Source organism: Actinoplanes sp. NBRC 103695 (assembly GCF_030269485.1).
Lineage (GTDB): Bacteria > Actinomycetota > Actinomycetes > Mycobacteriales > Micromonosporaceae > Actinoplanes.
Map to the genome: position 1 here is coordinate 111478 of NZ_BSTL01000006.1, position 13906 is coordinate 125383.

Consider the following 13906-nt stretch of genomic DNA (forward strand, 5'->3'; position numbering starts at 1 on the left):
GATGACGAGGATCTGGCCGGGCAACCCGTACCCGCTCGGCGCCACGTACGACGGCGGCGGGACCAACTTCGCCCTGTTCAGCGAGGTCGCCGACCGGGTGGAGCTGTGCCTGTTCGACGACGACGGCAAGGAGACCCGGGTCGATCTGCCGGAGCGTGAGGCGCTCGTCTGGCACGGCTACCTGCCGCGGATCGAGCCCGGTCAGCGCTACGGCTACCGGGTGCACGGCCCGTACGACCCGGCCGCCGGGCTGCGGTGCGATCCGGGCAAGCTGCTCCTCGACCCGTACGCCAAGGCGATGGACGGGCACATCGAGTGGAACCAGGCCCTGTTCTCGTACAGGTTCGGCGAGCCGGACACCTTCCACGAGGGCGACTCGGCGCCGTACTCGATGCGTTCGGTCGTGGTCAGCCCGTTCTTCGACTGGGCGAACGACCGGCCGTTGCGCATCCCGATGCACCAGACGGTGATCTACGAGGCCCACGTCAAGGGCATGACGATCGACCACCCGGGCATCCCGGAGGACGTCCGCGGCACCTACTCCGGGCTCGCCCACCCGGTGATGATCGAGCATTTCAAGAAGCTGGGCGTGACCGCGGTCGAGTTGATGCCGGTGCACCAGTTCGTGCACGACAGCGGCCTGGTCGAGAAGGGCCTGTCCAACTACTGGGGCTACAACACCATCGGCTTCTTCGCGCCGCACAACGGCTACGCCTCGTTCGGCGGCCGGGGCGGGCAGGTGCAGGAGTTCAAGACGATGGTGAAGGCGCTGCACGCGGCCGGTATCGAGGTGATCCTGGACGTGGTCTACAACCACACGGCCGAGGGCAACCACCTGGGCCCGACGCTGTCGTTCCGGGGCATCGACAACCCGGCGTACTACCGGCTGGTCGACGACGCGAAGCAGTACTACTACGACACCACCGGCACCGGTAACAGCTTGAACGTGCGGCATCACGAGTCGTTGCGGCTGATCATGGACTCGCTGCGGTACTGGGTCACCGAGATGCACGTCGACGGGTTCCGGTTCGACCTGGCGTCCGCGCTGGCCCGCGAGTTCCACGAGGTGAACCGGCTGGCCGCGTTCTTCGACCTGGTCAACCAGGACCCGGTGGTGTCGCAGGTGAAGCTGATCGCCGAACCGTGGGACGTCGGCGACGGCGGCTACCAGGTCGGCGGGTTCCCGCCGCTGTGGACCGAGTGGAACGGCAAGTACCGCGACTCGGTCCGCGACTTCTGGCGTGGTGAGCCGTCCAGCCTGGGCGAGTTCGCGTCCCGGTTCGCCGGTTCCTCCGACCTGTACGAGATCGACGGCCGCCGCCCGATCGCCTCGATCAACTTCGTCACCGCCCACGACGGGTTCACGCTGACCGACCTGGTCTCCTACAACGAGAAGCACAACAGCGCCAACGGCGAGGACAACCGCGACGGCGAGAGCCACAACCGGTCCTGGAACGGCGGGGCGGAAGGCCCCACCGACGACGGCGAGGTCAACAAGCTGCGCGAGCGGCAGAAGCGGAACTTCCTCACCACGCTGCTGCTCAGCCAGGGCGTGCCGATGATCCTGCACGGCGACGAGCTCGGCCGGACCCAGGGCGGCAACAACAACACGTACTGCCAGGACAACGAGATCGCCTGGATGAACTGGGCCGAGGCACGCCACCACGACCTGCTCACCCGCTTCACGGCCAGCGTCACCAAGCTGCGCGCCGACCATCCGGTGTTCCGCCGGCGGCGGTTCTTCCAGGGCGCCCCGGTGCCCGGCACCAAGGTCACCGACATCGCCTGGCTGCGCCGCGACGGCGAGCCGATGACCGAGGCCGACTGGAACGAGCGCAGCGGCATGACCATGACGGTGTTCCTGAACGGCCAGGGCATCCCCGAGCGGGACGCGCTGGGCGAGCCGATCACCGACGACTCGTTCCTGCTGCTGTTCAACCCGCTCGGCGAGGAGGTGACGTTCACGATTCCGCCGCGTACGTACGGCTCGCGGTGGGAGAAGGTGGTGGACACCGCCGACCCGATGCTCGCCGACCGGCAGCGCGTCACCAAGGCCGGTGGTGGGCTGTCAGTCGGCGGACACACGATGGTGGTGCTGCGGTGCCGCTACTAGACCTCGATCGATTCGTACGCGCGCAGGAAAACACTTTCGACCGAGCGCTCGCCGAGCTCCGTGCGGGCCGCAAGCGCAGCCACTGGATGTGGTACGTCTTCCCGCAGCTCGGCGGGCTCGGTTCCAGCTCGACGGCCCGGGCGTACGCGATCTCCGGTCTCGCCGAGGCGTCGGCCTACCTGGCGCATCCGATCCTGGGCCCGCGTCTCGCTCTCGCCGCGTCCGCTCTGCTCTCGGCTCCGCCCGGGCTCGGGGCCTCGGACATTCTGGGCTTTCCGGACGATCTCAAGCTGCGCTCGTCGATGACCCTGTTCGCGGCGGCCGCCGAGGACCCCGCCCTCTTCGAGCAGGTGCTCGAGCGGTTCTACGACGGCCCCGACGAGCGCACCCTCGCGCTGCTCAGTGCGGAACGCCGTTCTTGAACGGGTCGTGGTCGGTGAGCAGCTTGTCGATCCGGGCCTGGTCGACCCGGCTGATCACCGACGTGACCTCCTGCTGGTCGCGGACCACCTTGGCCAGCGTGAACGACGAGGTGACCACGTAGAGGACGGCGATCGCCAGGAAGCCGCGGATCCAGGCGTTGACCGGCAGATAGATGATGCCCACCGTCACGGCGGTGAGCGCGATGCCGAAGGACGCGACGGCCTGACCCATGAAGGCGGCGGTCGGCTTGGCGGACTTGTTCTCCATGCGGGTGAGTCTTCCGGCCAGTGACGTAGGTGACCTGAGGTTGCGTACTCACCCGCGGATTGCGGAACGATGACGGCATGGCAGACGTGATCGTGATCGGCGGCGGGATCATCGGGCTGACGGCGGCCGTACGCCTGCAGTCGGCCGGCCTGGCCGTGGAGGTCTGGTCACCCGGCGGCCCCGATCGCACGGTCTCGGTCATCTCGGCCGCCGTCTGGTACCCCTCGTACACCGCGTTCTCCCCGCGGGTCCGGGACTGGGCGCTCGAGACCTACGACGAGTTCACCCGGCAGGCCGCGTCCGGCGTGCCCGGCCTGGCGCTACGCCCGACCCGCAACGTCGCGATGCCCACCGGCGACCTGTGGTGGGCGCCGCCCGGTCTGTCGGTGCGGTCGCCGGACGAGGCGACGTTCGTGGCGCCGCTCGCCGAGATGGCCGTCTACCTGCCCTGGCTGGAGGCGCAGGTGCCGGTGGTCCGCCGGTCGATCGGCGCCCTCGAGGAGGCCCTGGCGGTGGCCCCGCTGGTCGTGAACGCCTCCGGCCTGGCGGCACGCACACTGGCCGGCGACGACCAGGTCTTCCCGGCGCGAGGTCAGATCGTTCTGGTACGCAATCCCGGCCTCACCGAATCGGTGCGGACACCGGGCGCCTACGTGCATCCGCGCACGGCGGACGTGGTGCTGGGCGGCACCTTCGAGCCGGACAACTGGGACCTCACGCCCGACCCCTCGGTGACCTCGTCGATCGTGGCGCGAACGGCCGCTCTGGTCCCGGCCGTCGCCGGCCTCCCGGTGATCGGTGAGCGGGTCGGCCTGCGCCCCTGCCGGCACGGCGGTCCGCGGGTCTCTCGCGAGGGCCAGATCATTCACGCGTACGGCCACGGCGGCGCCGGAATGACCCTGTCCTGGGGCTGCGCCGCCGAGGTCGTACGCCTCGCCCTGAGTTAGTCGTCGTCGTCCCCGCCGTCGTCGTCGTCATCGTCGTCGCCCTGGTTGCCGCCGGGACAGCCGGTCAGCGTGAGCAGGGCAGCCGCGCCGCCGACCGCCAGCAACGCGCGGCCGAAAAACGCCCGGCGTCCCAGAAGTCGCTCCTCCGTGTCATCCATGTGCGCATTCTGCCAGCGATCGGGCCCGTGAGGTTCGTCTCTGGTGCGCCGATCTCGGCCGGGTCTAGGTTCGAGCCATGCCTACGGTGACGACTGCGGACGGCGTCGAGATCTTCTACAAGGACTGGGGTTCCGGTCAGCCGATCGTGTTCAGCCACGGCTGGCCGCTGTCGTCCGACGACTGGGACGCTCAGCTGCTGTTCTTCGTGCGGCACGGGTTCCGGGTGATCGCGCACGACCGGCGCGGGCACGGGCGCTCGACCCAGGTGAGCGACGGCCACGACATGGACCACTACGCCGACGACCTGGCCACCCTGACCGCGCACCTCGACCTGCGCGACGCGGTGCACGTCGGCCACTCCACCGGTGGCGGCGAGGTGGCGCGCTACATCGCCCGCCACGGCACTGAGCAGCACGCATCTGGCCGGGTGGCCAAGGGCGTGCTGATCAGCGCCGTGCCGCCGCTCATGCTGCAGACCGAGGCCAACCCCGGCGGCCTGCCGAAAAGCGTCTTCGACGACCTGCAGGCCCAGCTGGCGGCGAACCGTTCCGAGTTCTACCGGGCGCTGCCGTCCGGCCCGTTCTACGGCTTCAACCGCCCCGGCGCCGAGCCGTCCGAGGCGATCATCGAGAACTGGTGGCGCCAGGGCATGATGGGCGGCGCCAAGGCCCACTACGACGGCATCGTCGCGTTCTCGCAGACCGACTTCACCGAGGACCTCAGGAAGATCACGGTGCCGGTCCTGGTCATGCACGGCGACGACGACCAGATCGTGCCGTACGCGGACTCCGCCCCGCTGTCCGCCGAGCTCCTGCCGAACGGCACCCTGAAGACCTACCAGGGCTTCCCGCACGGCATGCCGACCACGCAGGCCGACACGATCAACGCCGACCTGCTGGCCTTCATCCAGTCCTGAGCGCCGCGGTGATCAGCCGCGGATCCCCGGCCGGCGGCTCCCGGCCGGGGGACGCGGTAGACAGAGGCGCTGACCACCAGCGCGCCGCCACCCGTGGTCCAGACGCTCGCCATGCCACCAGGCGACCATTGATCAGGGCGCGGCCCCGGGCCCGGTCGCCGGCTGCGCGGCCCGTTCGATCATGGCTCGGTGCGCCGCGCGGGCCGGCGGGTCGATCTGCTCCTCGTACTCGGCCGTCACCCCGGTGCGGCCGTCGAGCTGCTCGCGCAGGATGTCGGCGTGCCCGGCATGCCGGGTGGTGTCCTGCAGGATGTGAACCATCATGGCGAACAGCTTCACGCCGGGCCGCGGCCACCACGGCACCTGGCCGGGCGCGTCGAGGGGAAGCTCTCTGATGGTCGCATCGGCGTGTTCCCACGCGCGCTGGTAGAAGCCGATGATCTGCTCGCGGGTCTCGTCCCGGGTCACCCACAGGTCGCTGCCGTCCGCGTCCTGCCAGCGCGGCAGCGGGTCCGGGAACGGGCGGTCGAAGACCTCACCGAGGTACCGGGCCTCCCAGGTGGCCATGTGCTTGACCAGCCCGAGAAGGTTGGTCCCCGTCGCCGTCAAGGGGCGCCGGACGTCGTACTCGGACAGGCCGTCGAGCTTCCAGACCAGCGCTCGGCGGGTCACCTCGAGCTGGCCGTGCAGGTAGTCCTTCGCGAAGTCGTCGATCACGGAGCACGAGCTTGCCACGCCGCGGCAGAGGTGTGATCGAACGGGGCTGGGCGGCGTGCCGGACAGGGACTTCAGCGCCGCGGACATCACCGTTCTGTGGTTCGACGAGTCGGTTCGCAGACGGCGGTGTGGTGGGGCTTGCGCCTTGTTGGCCCGGCGTAGGGTGAATCCGCCTGCGCCGCCCCGGCGTCTAGCGCAAGGAGCAGCACGAGGTGTTCCGTGAGGTCCCGGTTCTCCCAGTCGTGGTTCCCGTCGCCGCGGCGGTTTTCCTGGCCCTGGTGTGGCATTTGCGTCGCCGAGGTTTGCTCACGGTAGCGCGTGTCGCCGTCGCCGTCGCTCTCTGCGTCTACGCCGCCGGAGTCGTCGCCAACACCGTTTTTCCGATCTTCTTGGATATGCCCGCCGGCGAGGCTCAGTGGAACTCCCCACTCGTCGTCGTGCCGATGGTCGACTACGAGCTCGCCGACGCGGTGACCAACATTTTGATCTTCGTGCCCGTGGGGATGCTGGTGCCTTTGCTCGTCACCAGAGCGTCCTGGTCGCGTGTGGTGGCGGTGGGAGCGGTTTTCAGCCTCGCGATCGAGGTGACCCAGTTCGTCACCGCCCACCTGCTGGGTGGTGGCCACATCGCGGACGTGAACGACTTGCTGTCCAACACCGTCGGCGGCGCGCTCGGCTTCGGTCTCTTCTCAGCTCTGGTGCGGGTGCGGGGTGTCGCCGCCCTCGTCGACCGGTTCCGCTGGACCGAGCCGGATCGCTCGGCCGGGAAGGTGCGGGACGGGCAGGCCGCCGGGGACGTTGCTGCCGGCCACCACATGCTGACCCAGCAGAAGACCCACTGACGCGGCGACCAACGCTCAGCGGCCCAGTACGCGGTGGTCCGGCCACGGAGGGCCGGGCCAGCCGTGACTGACCGGATAGGTGCCGTCCGTGCCGAGTGCGAACGGAGGGTACGCGGGCTCGGCCGGGCCGGGTGAATTGATAAAGCTCCATATCAGTTTTGTTCCGCCCCGGCACGCGGTACCGGCCGTGGTGGTGCCGTTGCCGTCCCAGTCGCCGGTGACCGGTCGGCAGGAGGTGGCGTCGCCGAAAATGAACGGCGGGTAGGACGCTGCCCCGCTGGCATGTGTGTTGGTCAGGTGCCAACGGATGTGGTCACCGTCCCGGCAGGCCGCCCCGGCCGTGGTGGTGCCGTTGCCGTCCCAGTCGCCCGTGACCGGTCGGCAGGTGGCGGCGTCGCCGAAGACGAACGGCGAGTAGGACGGCGTGACGGTGGCGTGCCGGTTGATCAGGTCCCAACGGATCCGGTCGCCCTCCCGGCAGGCCGCCCCGGCCGTGGTGGTGCCGTCGCCGTCCCAGTCGCCGGTGACCGGCCAACAGGACGCGGTCTCGCCGAAAGAAAACGGGAGGAACGACGAACTACCGGCGAAGCCGTTGATCAATGACCACTTGATCATGGGCGCGGCGACCTGACAGGCGATGCCGGCCGTGGTGCGTCCGTCGCCGTCCCAGTCACCGGTGACCGGTAGGCACTCGTCGAAGTTGCCGAAGCTGCCCTTGCCCAGCGGGTCCACGCCGGCATGCTGGTTGACGCGCCGCCACGCGATGCTGATTCCCGTCCTGCAGGCGGTGCCGGCACTCATCGAGCCGTGCGGTGCGGCGCGGTCGCGCGGATCGTCGCGCTCATCCCAGTCGCCGGTGACCGGAACACAGCGTAGCCGGTCGATGGGTGCGGCCGGCCCGGCGAGCGATGGGGCGGACGGACCGGGGTCAGCCGGCGTTGCGGGGACGTCGAGAAGGTATGCGCCGCCGGCTGCCGCCACGATCACGATGCCGAGTGCGCCAGCGGCGACGAGGGCGGCGGCTCGCCGACGGCGAGGTGTCCGGGTCGGTACCGGGTCCGGTACGGGTGGCGCCGCAGGCGTACCTCCATCGTCGACGCCGGTCAGCGCCGGCGCGGGCGTGTCCTCCCGGTGGGCGAGGTGATGGTCCATCGCTCGTTCCCATGCCTTCGCCCACGCGACCGCTTCGACGGGCGTGGCCCCCATCGCCAATACCACCGCGTCGAGGACGTCGGCCGGTATCACGGTGGCGCCGGAGAGGTAGTTCGCCAACGAGCTTTTCGGTGTGCCGGACGTGACGGCGATGTCCTGGATCGACAGCTTCGGCTTGCCGCGTCCCCGAGCCGCGCGTACACGCAGGCGGCGGAGTTCTCGGAGCAGATCCGCGAAGGTCGTGATCTGTCCGGGGTCGAGGCTCGTCCGCTCCGGGTCGGCCATGCACCGCAGCATGCCACACGGGTGCCCTTCGGGATTCGGCGTCGATCGATGCACCCAGCGTCATCCAGAACCGTCCAGATGCGTCCAGGACGAGCACCGCTCGGCCGGCCGCTCTGCAGCATCGGAGCTCCATCGCCTATCCCCACGGGAAGAGAGAAAAGAGATGCCACGACCGGCACGACTCGGCGGGTTCGCCGCCTCCCTGCTCGCCGCTGCGGCGGCCGTCCTGGTCGGCGCGGCCCCCGCGCTCGCCGTCCCACCCACACCCGATTTCACCGGAGTGCCCGTCGAGGGCTACACCGATCAGGCGCCGTACCTCTGCCAGACCTCCGATCCCCACCGCTTCGGGGTGGAAGGGCTACGTGAGCTGCTGCTCGACGCATACCCGGCGAGCAGGCCCGGTGCGACCTGGGCACCCTGCGATACCCACAGCCCGACCTCGGAGCACCACGCCGGGCGGGCATTCGACTGGCACCCCGGCGAGGCGGGCGCCGAGCCGTCGTCGGCGGCCAAGGCCGACGGCGACGAGGTGACCAGATGGATCCTGGCCACCGTCGACGGCACGCCACACATGCGCCTGCGCCGGCTCGGGATCAGATACATGATCTGGGCCAACCAGATCTGGACCGCCTCCACCCGGACGTGGCAGCAGTACCAGGACTGCAGCGGCACCAACGGCGACCCGACCACCTGTCACCGCGACCACGTCCACTTCAGCTTCGGCGCCGCCGGCGCCGACGGCGACACGAGCTGGTGGAACGGCCGCCCCGATCCGACGTTGCCGAGGCGTCCGCTGTGCGTGCCGGTGCCCGGGGACTGGGACGGCAACGGCAGCACCACGGCCGGGGTGGCGTGTCTCAACCAACACCGGATCGCCTGGCGCGGGAGGAACGCCCACAGTGCCGGCGGCGCAGAGGTCAGTGGCGACTACGGCAACTGGGACCCGTGTGTGCCGTTGAGCGGAGACTGGAACGGTGACGGGCGCTTCAGCGCCGGGGTGGCCTGCAAGAGCGGCATCAACATCTCGTTCCGGCTCAGCAACGAGTTCGACGGCTCGCCGTCTTATCCGGCGTTCAACTTCGGCAACTCGAACTCCTGCACGCCGATCACCGGTGACTGGGACGGCAACGGCACCACTACTGTGGGGGTGGCCTGCAAGGACGGTATCCGGATCGAATACAGCCTGATTAACGCACACGCCGCCGGGAGCCCGTCCTACCCGCCGTTCGGGTTCGGCAATGCCAATTCCTGCCGCCCGGTCACCGGTGACTGGGACGGCAACGGCACCACTACTGTGGGGGTGGCCTGCAAGGACGGTATCCGGATCGAACACAGCCTGAACAACGCACACGCCGCCGGGAGCCCGTCCTACCCGCCGTTCGGGTTCGGCAACGCCAATTCCTGCCGCCCGGTCACCGGTGACTGGGACGGCAACGGCACCACCACCGTCGGGGTGGCCTGCGTCGACGGCATCGACCTGCGCTGGGACCTGAACAACCAGCAAAGCAGCGGGGGTGTCGCGTACACGCCGTTCAGATTCGGCAACGGCGCCAGCTACCAGCCCACGACCGGCTGGGGTGGACCCACCTGGCCGACCTGGCCCGAAAACATCTGACCGGCACCTGGATTGGCGACGCCGCCCGACGACCGGGTGGCGTCGCCGCATCTCCACAGTCGCGGAGACCTTACGACGCGAAGCGCCAGACCTTGAAGGTGGCCGTCGTGGGGCAGGTGAGGTAGCGGTTGTTCACGGCCGAGCGTTTCGGGGACATGAGCCGCACCCGGGTTCGCGCCGCCGTGCGCGAGGTGGTCGAACGGCGCATGTCCGGGCGCGCTACCGGTCGAGGATGACGAACTCCGGGTGGTCGTGGCGGAGGAAGTCGTGGTGGGAGATGTCCCAGCCGTAGGCGCCGGTGCGGGGGAGGACGAGCACGTCGCCGATGCGCAGGCGGGTGACGTGGGCGTCGCGGGCGAGGATGTCGCGGGGGGTGCACAGCTCGCCGGCCACGTCGACCTTGACGTCGGTGACTGACGGGCGCGGCCAGGAGTAGGGCCACTCGTCGATCGGCAGGACCGTGAACGGGTGGCTGTAGCCCCACGCGGCGGACAGGCGGAAGTGGTGGGTGCCGCCCCGGATCACGGCGAACCAGCGGCCGTGGGTCCGTTTCAGGTCGATGACCTCGGCGGCGTACCAACCGGCGTCGGCGGCCAGGAAGCGGCCGGGTTCCAGGATCAGCTCGACACCGTCGGGGACGTCGACGGCGAGCCGGGACAGGTCGAAGGCCGCGTTGCCGGTGTAGTCGACGCCGAGGCCGCCGCCGACGTTGACCGTGCGCAAGTCGACGTTCTGGGCGGCGGACCAGGTGAGGGCGTCGCGGATGAAGGCGGCGTGCGCGGCGGCGTCCAGGTTGTTGGAGACGGCGTGCAGGTGGAAACCCTGGACGTCGAGGTGATGGGCGCGGGCCAGGTCGAGCAAGGACGGCACGTCGGCGGGGTCGACGCCGAACTGGGTGGGCACGCCGGTCATCCGGTGGCTGCCTTGCGGGCCTGTGCCGGGGCGGTTGACGCGGATCGTGATCGCGGTGCCGGGTGGGATGCGCCGCAGCTCGTGGGCGCTCTCCACGTTGATCGTGGCGCCGGCGGCCGCGGCCTCGGTGAGCAGGGCGTCCGTCTTGGCGGGGCCGCTGACCACGATGCGGCGGGCGCCGGCGGACCGGGCGAGGGACAGTTCGCCGCTGGAGGCCACGTCCACGCCGTCCAGGGCGCCGTCCAGGGTGCGGACCACGGCCGGATGGCTGTTGGCCTTCACCGCGTACAGAAGCGTGGTCCGAGGGAGCGCCGAGCGCAACAGACCCGCCCGGGCTCGCAGGACGCCCAGGTCGTAGACGAACGCGCAGCGGGGGCGGGACAGGGCGCGGATCGCCGCGGCCACCTCGTCAGGCGGTGGCATGGAGCGGGTTCCGTACCGGGATGTAGACGTCACCGGCGCCGCCGAGCCGCATCCGGACCAGGGCCTTGTGCGGCACCCGGGCCGCCGTGAACGCGGCGTGGTCGCGCCGCGCGACCGGCGTGCCACCCATGGCTTCGTAGGTCTGGTCGACCACCTGCCGGACCACCCGCCAGGCCGCGGATTCATCAACGGGAAGGTGGATGATCAGCTCGCCCAGGTGGGCCTGCAGCGCGGTGTAGCCGATCTTGGCGCGCAGCACGTCCTCGTCGTCGGTGCCGATCACCGAACCGGGCCACGGTTGCAGGCTGTGCCCGGCGGCGGACAGCCGGGGCAGGTGCAGGCGCAGGCCGGCGAAGTCGCGCAGCACCAGGCGGGTGGGCGTGCCCCGCACGAAGGTCGGCAGGCAGTTCTGCAGGTGCGCCTCGAACGCCACCCCCAGCGCGGTCCAGCGCAGCAGCGGCGGCAGGAGCAGTTCGGCGTACTCGGCCAGCCAGGTCAGCGGCGGGCGGCCGTAGGCGGCGAGCAGCCGCGGCAGCTCGGCGGGGATCGCGCCGCCGGGCACCGCGACCTCGCCGGGGGCCAGGCGTCCGGTGAGGCCGTCGCGCAGGATCGCCGACATGTCCCGGCCGGATCCGGCGGGGACGGCGGCGCCGGCCGTCTCGGCGAGCAGGATCAGGCGGGGCTCGTCGGCGGCGAGCCGGTGCAGCAGCGCGGACACGGCGGGGCCGTTGCGGGTGCTCGCCACGCTGATGCTGCGCCGGGTCGAGGTGACCTGGATGTCCAGCGACACCTTGAGGTAGCGGCGGCGGCCGTCCACCCCGGCGGGGAGCAGGAGGGTACGCAGGGCGGCCGTCGGCGTGGCCTCGATGGTGGCGTCCAGGATCCGCAGGGCGCCGTCGAGGATCAGGTCGCCGTAGCGGTCGGGCAGGACCGAGTCGCGCTGCCAGGGGTGCACCGGCTGCAGGCGGAAGCCGGGCGGCGCTTCGGGCAGGTGCGGGTATGCCGCGGACAGGGCCGCGCCCACGTCGTCGCCGAGGTGCCCGTCGTCGCGGACCGCCACGAAGCCGACCTCGGTGGCGCCGGCCTCGAGGTCGTAGGCGAGCACGTCGGTGGTGTCCCAGCCCAGCCGGGTACGCCCGCACGGGTGCAGGTTGTGCCCGGCCACCGCGAGCCGCTCCAGGGCGATGGCGGCCTCGTCCGGGTCGTCTCCGGGCGCACCGGCCGGCGGGCGGGCCATCGCGACCGCCAGGTTGATCACCGCGTTGCGCAGTTCGGCGGCGAAGCCCGGCGCGTCCAGCCCGGCCAGCAGCTCGACCGGGTCGTCGGCGCCCGCCTCGGCGAACTCGACGCGGTCGAACGCGTACCCGGCGCCCTGTCCGGCGTTGCGGGCGCGCGCGTCGCCGATGTCCTCGCGGACCAGCGCGCCCCGCAGTTTGCGCCCGACGATGTCGGCGGCGGCGGGCAGCGCGGAGGTGAACCCGCCCACCAGTTCGGGCGCGTGGACGGCGAGGGCGGCCTCGGCGTGCCAGGCGGCGACGGCGAGCCGTCCCTCGGTGAGGCTGTGCGTCATCGTGCTCCCGCCATCGGGTTGTCGAGGTGGCACCACACGTCGTCGAGCGGTTCCGCGGCGAGCCGCATCGCGGTGGTCGCCTTCACCGGCAGCGGCTCGGTGATCAGTGCTTCGGCGTCGGCTGTCCCGGTCCGCCGGATCGCGCCGGCGATGATCGCCCACAGTCGCGCCCGGTCGGCGCCCAGGTGCCGCTCCAGCAGCGTGATCAGCTCGGTGGCCACGGCGCCCAACGCTGCCGCGGCCACCTTGGAGCGCAGCTCGGCCGGGTCGTCGCAGGGCAGGTCGCCGATCAGCTCCGGGACGGCGTACCCGTGCTCCTGAAGCCTTTGCGCACTGACCCGGACCCCGCCGAAGTCCCGGTAGAACAACCGAGCCGGCCGGCCTTTCCGCAGTCCCACCAGGGTGTTCTGCCCGTGCGCTTCGAGCGCGACGCCGCGGTCCAGCAGGTGCATCAGCGGTGGCCACCAGATTTTCGCCAGATCTTCGAGCCATCGGTACGGGTCTCCGCCCGCCCGGGACACCGCCTGCACGACCAGTGGCGGCGTGCCGGCGCCCAGCGCGCCCAGCGGGACGACGGCCTCGTCCTCCCCGGGTTGCGGCGCTTCCCGGATCAGGTGCGCCATCCGCCGCTCGCCCCGCACCTGACCGGTCCCGGTCTCGCGGAGGATCTCCAGGCCCGAGGCCATGGTGGAGAGCAGGGCGGACAGGCGCGGGCCGTTGTGGACGGCCGCGGGAGACACCGTGCGTACGGCGGAGGTCATGCGTACGTCCACAGCGGTCTTGACGTGTGGCCCGCCGTCCGTGGGGGCGAAGGTGCGTAGCGACATCAGGGGGCGCATCGGCCCGGTCTCGCCGACGTCACGCAGCCAGGGGTGTTCGGCCAGGAGGCGCCGCGCCTGCCAGGGGTGCGCCAGCAGGACCGGCGGCCCGTCGCCGCGCCACGCGTCGGGCGGCACGGCCAGCTCGCGCAGCCTGACCGTGACGCGGTGCTCGGGGGCGTAGCGGAGGACGTCCTCGGTGGTCATGCCCTCGCGGGTGCGGCAGCAGGGGTGCAGCGGGTGGCCGTCGAGGACGAGCTGCTCGAGGCGGCCGAGCCCGTCCGGGTCGCCCTCGGCGTGCCGCAGGGCGTCCTCGTCCCCGCCGCCCGGTTGCGCGGCCATGGCCAGGGCCAGGTTGGCGACGCTGTTGTCCAGTTCGGTGGCGAGGGCCGACTCGGGCCAGATCAGGCGCGCCAGCGCGCCCGGCTCCGAGACCGCCCCGCCGTCGACCACCGCCTTCGCCCCGGTGGTGGGGAAGATCACGATCGTGCCGGGGGTGAACACCACCCGGAAGAGGTTCGGATCGGTGTGCGGGCCGCGGGCGGTCAGGCGGGGGAGCGGCTCGCGGCGCAGGGCGGTCAGCAGCCGGCCGAGGATGGCGGCGTTGGCGGCAGGGACCGTCTGGTCGAAGCGTTCCACCAGGTCAGGCCGGAGGCGGACGAGCTCCGCGCGGGTCTGTGCGACGTCGGGGGCCGGCGCACGGGGTGCCGAGATCCGGGCTGGGGACGGGGCCACACCGTCCATTCT

The 13906-nt window shown here is 71.2% G+C and carries 14 protein-coding genes; 6 read left to right on the forward strand and 8 right to left on the reverse strand.

The features are described from left to right. The first annotated feature begins 1 nt into the window (after position 1). Both glgX and QSK31_RS11570 read left to right on the forward strand, forming a co-directional pair. Positions 2-2113, forward strand: a complete 2112-nt coding sequence (glgX, locus tag QSK31_RS11565; protein WP_285683471.1) for a glycogen debranching protein GlgX — start codon at positions 2-4, stop codon at positions 2111-2113. Continuing rightward, positions 2101-2535, forward strand: a complete 435-nt coding sequence (locus QSK31_RS11570) for a DUF1810 domain-containing protein (protein ID WP_285683473.1) — start codon at positions 2101-2103, stop codon at positions 2533-2535. Before glgX ends, QSK31_RS11570 begins: the two co-directional genes overlap by 13 nt. Here QSK31_RS11570 and QSK31_RS11575 read toward each other — a convergent pair. After that, positions 2513-2803, reverse strand: coding sequence for a YiaA/YiaB family inner membrane protein (locus tag QSK31_RS11575; protein WP_285683475.1), 291 nt, complete (start codon positions 2801-2803; stop codon positions 2513-2515). The two genes, QSK31_RS11570 and QSK31_RS11575, sit on opposite strands and share 23 nt — an antisense overlap. A gap of 77 nt (positions 2804-2880) precedes the next feature. Between QSK31_RS11575 and QSK31_RS11580 the strand changes: the two genes are divergently transcribed. Beyond that, entirely contained in the window at positions 2881-3750 is an 870-nt protein-coding gene (locus tag QSK31_RS11580) for an FAD-dependent oxidoreductase (RefSeq protein WP_285683477.1), read from the forward strand. Here the strand turns inward: QSK31_RS11580 and QSK31_RS11585 are convergent. Beyond that, the gene (locus tag QSK31_RS11585) at positions 3747-3908 is read right to left on the reverse strand and encodes a hypothetical protein (RefSeq protein ID WP_285683479.1); all 162 of its coding nucleotides are present in this window, start codon (positions 3906-3908) and stop codon (positions 3747-3749) included. The genes QSK31_RS11580 and QSK31_RS11585 overlap by 4 nt on opposite strands. A 77-nt stretch (positions 3909-3985) precedes the next feature. Between QSK31_RS11585 and QSK31_RS11590 the strand changes: the two genes are divergently transcribed. Beyond that, a complete protein-coding gene (locus QSK31_RS11590) occupies positions 3986-4825 on the forward strand; it encodes an alpha/beta fold hydrolase (protein WP_285683480.1) in 840 nt (279 codons plus the stop codon). A gap of 132 nt (positions 4826-4957) precedes the next feature. Here QSK31_RS11590 and QSK31_RS11595 read toward each other — a convergent pair whose 3' ends face one another. Beyond that, the gene (locus QSK31_RS11595; protein ID WP_285683481.1) at positions 4958-5542 is read right to left on the reverse strand and encodes a DinB family protein; all 585 of its coding nucleotides are present in this window, start codon (positions 5540-5542) and stop codon (positions 4958-4960) included. 395 nt (positions 5543-5937) lie between these two features. Here QSK31_RS11595 and QSK31_RS11600 point away from each other — a divergent pair, with 395 nt between their 5' ends. Next, positions 5938-6384: a VanZ family protein gene (locus QSK31_RS11600; RefSeq protein WP_285683483.1), complete on the forward strand. Its 447-nt coding sequence runs from the start codon at positions 5938-5940 to the stop codon at positions 6382-6384. A gap of 15 nt (positions 6385-6399) precedes the next feature. On the opposite strand, the gene QSK31_RS11605 is transcribed toward QSK31_RS11600, so the two are convergent. After that, a complete protein-coding gene (locus tag QSK31_RS11605) occupies positions 6400-7821 on the reverse strand; it encodes a hypothetical protein (protein ID WP_285683484.1) in 1422 nt (473 codons plus the stop codon). Between the two features lie 163 nt (positions 7822-7984). Between QSK31_RS11605 and QSK31_RS11610 the strand changes: the two genes are divergently transcribed. Continuing rightward, complete coding sequence (locus tag QSK31_RS11610) at positions 7985-9436, forward strand: VldE C-terminal domain-containing protein (RefSeq protein WP_285683485.1); 1452 nt, start codon at positions 7985-7987, stop codon at positions 9434-9436. A 70-nt stretch (positions 9437-9506) separates the two neighbouring features. Here the strand turns inward: QSK31_RS11610 and QSK31_RS11615 are convergent, their stop codons facing one another. Genes QSK31_RS11615 through QSK31_RS11630 form a run of 4 tightly spaced genes read right to left on the reverse strand, consistent with a single transcriptional unit; the run spans position 9507 to position 13903 of the window. After that, positions 9507-9644 carry a hypothetical protein gene (locus QSK31_RS11615; protein ID WP_285683487.1) on the reverse strand — a complete coding sequence of 46 codons (138 nt, stop codon included), beginning with the start codon at positions 9642-9644 and terminating at the stop codon, positions 9507-9509. An 11-nt stretch (positions 9645-9655) separates the two neighbouring features. Then, entirely contained in the window at positions 9656-10771 is a 1116-nt protein-coding gene (locus QSK31_RS11620; RefSeq protein ID WP_285683488.1) for a type III PLP-dependent enzyme domain-containing protein, read from the reverse strand. Next, positions 10758-12341, reverse strand: coding sequence for an IucA/IucC family protein (locus tag QSK31_RS11625; RefSeq protein ID WP_285683491.1), 1584 nt, complete (start codon positions 12339-12341; stop codon positions 10758-10760). The genes QSK31_RS11620 and QSK31_RS11625 overlap by 14 nt, the downstream gene beginning before the upstream one ends. Then, positions 12338-13903, reverse strand: a complete 1566-nt coding sequence (locus QSK31_RS11630) for an IucA/IucC family protein (RefSeq protein ID WP_285683492.1) — start codon at positions 13901-13903, stop codon at positions 12338-12340. Before QSK31_RS11630 ends, QSK31_RS11625 begins: the two co-directional genes overlap by 4 nt. Positions 13904-13906: the final 3 nt, after the last annotated feature.

Bases quoted from the DNA above. Each gene is read 5' to 3' on its own strand.
- glgX (WP_285683471.1), top strand. From the start codon at position 2: ATGACGAGGATCTGGCCGGGCAACCCGTACCCGCTCGGCGCCACGTAC.
- QSK31_RS11615 (WP_285683487.1), bottom strand. From the start codon at position 9,644: ATGCGCCGTTCGACCACCTCGCGCACGGCGGCGCGAACCCGGGTGCGG.
- QSK31_RS11605 (WP_285683484.1), bottom strand. From the start codon at position 7,821: ATGGCCGACCCGGAGCGGACGAGCCTCGACCCCGGACAGATCACGACC.
- QSK31_RS11625 (WP_285683491.1), bottom strand. From the start codon at position 12,341: ATGACGCACAGCCTCACCGAGGGACGGCTCGCCGTCGCCGCCTGGCAC.
- QSK31_RS11600 (WP_285683483.1), top strand. From the start codon at position 5,938: ATGCCCGCCGGCGAGGCTCAGTGGAACTCCCCACTCGTCGTCGTGCCG.
- QSK31_RS11580 (WP_285683477.1), top strand. From the start codon at position 2,881: ATGGCAGACGTGATCGTGATCGGCGGCGGGATCATCGGGCTGACGGCG.
- QSK31_RS11620 (WP_285683488.1), bottom strand. From the start codon at position 10,771: ATGCCACCGCCTGACGAGGTGGCCGCGGCGATCCGCGCCCTGTCCCGC.
- QSK31_RS11630 (WP_285683492.1), bottom strand. From the start codon at position 13,903: ATGGACGGTGTGGCCCCGTCCCCAGCCCGGATCTCGGCACCCCGTGCG.
- QSK31_RS11610 (WP_285683485.1), top strand. From the start codon at position 7,985: ATGCCACGACCGGCACGACTCGGCGGGTTCGCCGCCTCCCTGCTCGCC.
- QSK31_RS11590 (WP_285683480.1), top strand. From the start codon at position 3,986: ATGCCTACGGTGACGACTGCGGACGGCGTCGAGATCTTCTACAAGGAC.
- QSK31_RS11585 (WP_285683479.1), bottom strand. From the start codon at position 3,908: ATGGATGACACGGAGGAGCGACTTCTGGGACGCCGGGCGTTTTTCGGC.
- QSK31_RS11575 (WP_285683475.1), bottom strand. From the start codon at position 2,803: ATGGAGAACAAGTCCGCCAAGCCGACCGCCGCCTTCATGGGTCAGGCC.